This is a genomic window from Pseudomonas sp. NPDC089534 (genome assembly GCF_044749305.1).
Classification (GTDB): Bacteria; Pseudomonadota; Gammaproteobacteria; order Pseudomonadales; family Pseudomonadaceae; genus Aquipseudomonas; species Aquipseudomonas ekonensis.
Map to the genome: position 1 here is coordinate 1 of NZ_JBIVHR010000166.1, position 5838 is coordinate 5838.

At 66.5% G+C, this 5838-nt stretch carries 4 protein-coding genes and 2 pseudogenes; all 6 read right to left on the minus strand.

Features of this window, described 5'->3' with window-relative positions; all coding sequences use genetic code 11:
* Positions 1–23 precede the first annotated feature (23 nt).
* Positions 24–92 (minus strand): annotated as a pseudogene (locus tag ACIP0B_RS27685) (biotin carboxylase N-terminal domain-containing protein); the annotation flags it as partial.
* 17 nt (positions 93–109) lie between these two features.
* On the minus strand, positions 110–574 hold the full coding sequence (gene accB / locus ACIP0B_RS27690; RefSeq protein ID WP_400838224.1) for an acetyl-CoA carboxylase biotin carboxyl carrier protein: 465 nt from the start codon (positions 572–574) through the stop codon (positions 110–112).
* Between the two features lie 24 nt (positions 575–598).
* Entirely contained in the window at positions 599–1054 is a 456-nt protein-coding gene (aroQ, locus tag ACIP0B_RS27695; protein WP_400838227.1) for a type II 3-dehydroquinate dehydratase, read from the minus strand.
* Between the two features lie 132 nt (positions 1055–1186).
* Entirely contained in the window at positions 1187–2941 is a 1755-nt protein-coding gene (locus tag ACIP0B_RS27700) for a protein-disulfide reductase DsbD (protein ID WP_400838230.1), read from the minus strand.
* 221 nt (positions 2942–3162) lie between these two features.
* Positions 3163–5109, minus strand: a complete 1947-nt coding sequence (locus tag ACIP0B_RS27705) for a methyl-accepting chemotaxis protein (RefSeq protein WP_400838233.1) — start codon at positions 5107–5109, stop codon at positions 3163–3165.
* Between the two features lie 51 nt (positions 5110–5160).
* Positions 5161–5787: pseudogene (locus ACIP0B_RS27710) on the minus strand (GGDEF domain-containing protein); the annotation flags it as partial.
* Between the last annotated feature and the right edge of the window lie 51 nt (positions 5788–5838).

Genomic DNA, 5838 nt, shown 5'->3' on the forward strand with positions numbered 1-5838 from the left:
GTATTGATGCCCATCTCTTTTCAGGCTCGCAGAATCCGCAGGGCGATCTCTCCGCGGTTAGCGATCAGAACTTTTTCCATCTTCGCAGTCATCATAGGCTCTCCGCAGTTCAAACGATGGTGAACATCGGTTGGTCGAACTCAACCGGCTGGCCGTCTTCAACGAGGATGGACTCGATCACACCGCTGGTTTCCGCTTCGATGTGGTTCATCATCTTCATGGCTTCGACGATGCACAGGGTGTCGCCTTTCTTCACGGTCTGGCCGACTTCGACGAAGGCCGGCGAGGTTGGCGAAGCCTTGCGGTAGAAGGTGCCGACCATCGGCGAACGGGCAACGGTGCCGTTCAGCGCTGGAGCGGCAGCGGCGGCCGGTGCGGCAGCCACAGGGGCGGCGGCAGGAGCGGCTGGCGCAGGGGCCGCGACCGGAGCAGGCGCCGGCGCGTAGTACTGCTGCGGCGCAACCTTGCTGTTGCGGCTGATGCGTACTGACTCTTCGCCTTCCTTGATCTCGAGCTCGTCGATGCCGGACTCTTCCAGCAATTCGATCAGTTTCTTAACTTTACGGATATCCATGAATCATCAACTCCCAAGGGTCGGTCAGGGGCGTTTAGCTTGTTGTTCAAGCTGCTCTAGGGCGGCCTCCAGGGCCAGTCTGTAACCGCTGGCGCCAAGGCCGCAGATCACTCCAACCGCTACATCGGAGAAGTAGGAGTGATGGCGGAAAGGTTCGCGTTTGTGCACGTTGGACAGGTGCACTTCGATGAATGGGATGCTCACCGCCAGCAGCGCGTCACGTAATGCGACACTTGTGTGCGTAAAAGCTGCTGGATTGATCAGGATGAAGTCCACGCCTTCATCGCGGGCGGCGTGGATCCGGTCGATCAATTCGTACTCGGCGTTGCTTTGCAGGTGCAGCAGATGATGGCCGGCCTCGCGGGCGCGGCGCTCCAGGTCCTGATTGATCTGCGCCAGGGTGGTCGAGCCGTAGGTGCCCGGTTCCCGGGTGCCGAGCAGGTTCAGGTTGGGGCCGTGCAGCACCAGTAGCGTTGCCATCTGCGTGTTCCTTGTCTTGGGTGAGCCTTCGTCAGAACCCGGCGACTATGCCGCAAAGACTTTGTGACTGTCTAGTTCCCTGCAATAGCCAGCACGATGTCCGATGTTTGCGCAAAATATGTGACCGAGTGATTAAATCCGGTCATCCGCCTGGCGGATCCGCTCGATGAAGCCGGCGGCGCCGATCTCGCCGATCACCCGCACATCGCGGCGCTCGGCCCCGTCCTTGCCGAAGAACATCAGCGCCGGCGGGCCGAACAGCGTGTAGCGGTCGAGCAGGGTGCGCTGTTCGGCATTGCTGGCGGTGATGTCGAAGCGGATCAGCCGGTAGCCCTTGAGCCGCTCCATGACCGTGGCGTCGTTGAGCACTTCGTGTTCGATGACCTTGCAGCTGATGCACCAGTCGGCGTACCAGTCGAGCAGCAGCGGGGTGCCGGCGGCTTTCGCCTCGAGCAGCACGCGGTCCAGCTCCGCCGGGGTGCTGACGGTTTGCCACCGGCCGCTGTCCTGCGCCGGCGCGTCGCTTTGGGCGATGCGCGGGGCAATGGGGTTCAGCGGGTCGGTCTGGCCGCTGAACGCGCCGTACCAGCAGGCCAGCGCATAGAACAGCAGGAACATCCCCAGCAACTGGCCGAGGCGTTTGCGCGGCGGCTTGTAGACGAACTCCAGCGCGCCGAGGAACAGGCCCACGCCGCCGGCCAGCAGCCCGATCAGCAGCAGCGTGACCTGACCCGGCAGCACGCGGCCGAGCAGCCCGATCGACAGCCCCAGCAACAGCACGCCGATGCCGTTCTTCACGTACATCATCCACGGCCCGCTTTTCGGCAGCCACGCCGCGCCGCCGGTGGCGACCAGCAACAGCGGCGCGCCCATGCCCAGGCCGAGCATGAACAGCTTCAGCCCGCCGCCCAGGGCATCGCCGCTGGCGCTTATATAAAGCAGCGCACCGGCCAGCGGCGCCGAGACGCACGGCGACACCAGCAGGCTCGACACCACGCCCAGCACCGCCGCGCCCCACAGCGAACCGCCTTCGGTGCGCCCGGCAATGCGGTCGAGGCGGCTGCTGATGAAGTGCGGCAGCTTGAGCTCGAACACGCCGAACATCGCCAGGGCGAACACCGCAAAGAACAGCGCGAACGGCACCAGCACCCAGGCCGACTGCAGCCGCGCCTGCAGGTTGAGCTGCGCGCCGAACAACCCCATCAGCGCCCCCAGCAGGGCGAAGCACGCCGCCATCGGCAGCACATAGGCGAGCGACAGGTTGAAGCCGCGCAACCCGCCGACCTGGCCGCGCAGCACCACGCCGGAAAGGATCGGCAGCATCGGCAGCACGCACGGCGTGAACGTCAGGCCCAGGCCGGCGAGAAAGAACAGCGCCAGGTCCTTCCAGTCCCATGTTGCGGTTGCGCTGGTGGGGCTTGCCGGCGCCGCGTCGCCGTCGATGCTCAGGCGTTCGGTTTCCGGGGGGTAGCACAGGCCCTTGTCGGCACAGCCCTGATAGGTCACGGCAAGGTTGAAGGCGCGGGCATCGCTGCGTGGCAGCTCGACGTCGAGGATGCCGTGGTAGACCTCGACATCGCCGAAGTACTCGTCGTGCTTCTGCTCGCCCGGCGGCAACTGCGCGCCGCCCAGCTTCACGTCGGCCGGATCGGCGCGGAACTGGAAGCGGTGACGGTAGAGGTAGTAGCCCTCGGTCGCGACGAAACGCAGCTTGACCGACTGCGGCGTGCTTTCGACCAGGCTCAGCCGGAAGGCTTCGCGCACCGGCAGGAAGTCGGCGCTGTTGTTGATCGAGCTCAGGGAGGCGCTGGGTTTGCTGTCGAACAGCCCGGCGGCGCCGGCCGGCAGGGCAAGGATCAAGAGCAGGAGGCAAAGCAGGCGGCGCATGACAGTCTCGCGTTTTGAGGATGCGGGAATGATAGCGGAGTCCGCCGGATCGGTCTTTTGCGGCAAGGGCGTTTGCTTGTGGCGAGGGAGCTTGCTCCCGCTGGGGGGCGTAGCACCCCTGCAACTATGGCCGGGCGGCTGCTGCGCAGCCGAGCGGGAGCAAGCTCCCTCGCCACGGAAAGCCCCTCCACCTCAAATGGGCCGGTGCCGATTGTCACATCTCAGACGCGGAAAGCCTGCACCGCCGTATGCAGTTGCCCGCCCAGCTCCAGCAGGTTTTCACCTTGCTCGCGTCCTTGGCCGATGCGCAGCAGGTTGTCGCCGCCCAACTGGTGGATCCGTTCGCTGTGGTCGCGGATCTCGCTGACCGCGCCGCTCTGCTGGGCGGTGACGTCGGCGATGCGCACGGCGGTCTCGGCGATGGTCTGGATCGCGCCGACGATCTTGTCCAGCGCGCCGTCCGCCGCCTGGGCCTGGTTGGCCGTGGCTTCGGCGTGCTCGACCTGGGCGCGCATGCCTTCGACCGATTGGCGGGCTGCGGCCTGCAGGCCGGCGATCAGCGTCTGGATCTCGGCGGTGGCCCCGGCGGTGCGCTGCGCCAGCGAACGGACCTCCTCGGCCACCACGGCGAAGCCGCGGCCCATCTCGCCGGCCCGGGCCGCTTCGATGGCGGCGTTGAGGGCCAGCAGGTTGGTCTGGTCGGCGATCGAACGGATCACCGTCAGCACGCCGCCGATGGTGGCGGACTCCTCCGCCAGGTGTTCGATCATCTGCGCGTTGCCTTGCACCTCGCCGACCAGCGCATGCAGCCCGGTGAGGCTTTGGCCGATCACTTGCTGGCCGTGCTCGACCGCCTGTCCGGCATGGCGGCTGGCGTCGGCGGCCTGGCGGGCGTCGCCCGCCACTTGCTGGATGGTCGCTTCCAGTTCGCTGAGGGAATCGCGGATCAGCGCGGTGTCGCCGGCCTGGTGTTCGGCGCCGCTGTGCAGGTCGTTGCTCAGCTCGGCCAGGGTGCGGCTGCTGCCGGCCACCTGCTCGGCGTTGCCGCGGATGGTGCCGACCAGATCCACCAGATAGGCGCGCAGGCGGTTGAGCGAGGCTTCGATGTCGTGCAGTTCGCGGTTGGTCTTGCCCAGGTGGATGTCGCGGCTGAAATCGCCTTCGGCCCAGGTCGACAGCGCCGGCGCGAGATTGGTCAGGGTGCGGGCCAGGCGCCGCTGCAAGGTGTCGATCAGCAACGCGATCAGCAGGATCAGGCCGATCATCACGCCCTGCATCAGCCGCACCTCGCCCTGGATCTGGCCGTGCTGGGCACGCACGGCCGGTTCCAGCCCGGCGATGGCCTGCTGGACGGCGGCGATCTTCTGGTGGGTCGCGGCGGCCAGGTCCGTGCGCTTCTGGATCTGCTCGCGGGTACGCGCGAGCTCCGCCGGATAGCGTCCGAGCAGGCTGTTGAGCTCACGCTTGAGCCCGACGCCGGCGTCTTCGGCGGCGGCCTTTTCGGTGCTTTCGATGCCCATCATCGCGGCGAAGTCGTCGCTGCCGGACTCGCTCCGGCTGACCACGCCGAGCAAGGGCAGGGCATCGATGGCCTGGGCCTGGGCGCGGAGGTTGGCGACTTCCCGTTCGACGTCGGCGGCCAGTTCGCTGCGGCCGCTGCTGACCAGTTTGTCCCGGGCCAGCGACAGTTTGCCCAGGTGCTGCGCCGCGTTGAGCAGCGGCAGCAGGTACGCCGCATTGCCGCTGGCGTAGGTGCTGAGCTGGTCGAGGCTGGCGCTCAGTTCGCGCTCGGCCTGCACCAGCAGCGCCTGCGGGTCGCCCGCCAGTTTGCCGGCCGCCAACAGGTCGGTCTTGCTGAACTCGTCCAGGCCCGAAAGGCTCGGGCGCAGGGTGTCGGCCAGGGCGGGCGGCAGTTCGCCGATTTCCCTTTGCAGGCTGTCGATTGCGGCGGCGGCGCTGCTCAGGCGCAGGGCGTCGCCGCTGGCGAGGTAGTCCTCGACGTTGCGCGCCGCATCGTTCTGAAAGCGCTGCGACAGGCCCAGGTAGCGCTCCATCAGCAGGTAGGGGCGCTCCAGCGCCTTTTGCGACCACCACAGCGTGGCGCCGAGGGCCAGGCACACGGCGACCAGCAACAGCGTGTTGAGATTGGTGAGCAACTTCAGGCGCATGACGGCTACCAACGGCAGAAATGGTAAGCGCCTGAATTTATTGCGGTTCTGTTACAGGGTTATGACCGAATCGGTGGAATCCGATGAAAAAGTGGCACTTTGCTTTGAGTCCCGGGCGACCTGCACCCGGTTGCGTCCTTCGCCCTTGGCGCGGTACAGCGCCTCGTCGGCCTGGCTGGCCATCATCAGGCTGTCGGAGTCTTCGCCCATCTCCACGACGCCTGCGCTGAAGGTGCACCACAGATCCTGCGGCTGCGCCGGGTAATGGATCTCGGCGAAGCGCTGGCGGATCTCGTCGAGCACGTTGTGCGCGGCGGCCAGGTCGGTGTCGGGCATGACGATGGCGAATTCCTCGCCGCCGTAGCGGCCGATGAAATCGGTCTTGCGCAGGCGCTGCTTGAGGAACAGCGCCAAGCTCTTGATCACCCGGTCGCCCATCGGGTGGCCGTGGCTGTCGTTGACCCGCTTGAAGTGGTCGATGTCGAGCATGGCGAAGCTCAGCGGCTTGCCCTCGCGGCGGGCGCGGAACGAGCAGTCTTCCAGCAGTTGCAGGATATGGGTGTGGTTGTACAGGCCGGTGAGGCTGTCGCGCACCATCCGCGCCTTGAGGTTGCGCGCGCGGGCGGCGCGGTTGCGCACGGTGGTGATCAGGTGGCGCGGCTTGATCGGTTTGGTCAGGCTGGGTGCGGTCGGTCAGGTACAGCACCATCAACGGTTCGAAGCGGCTGC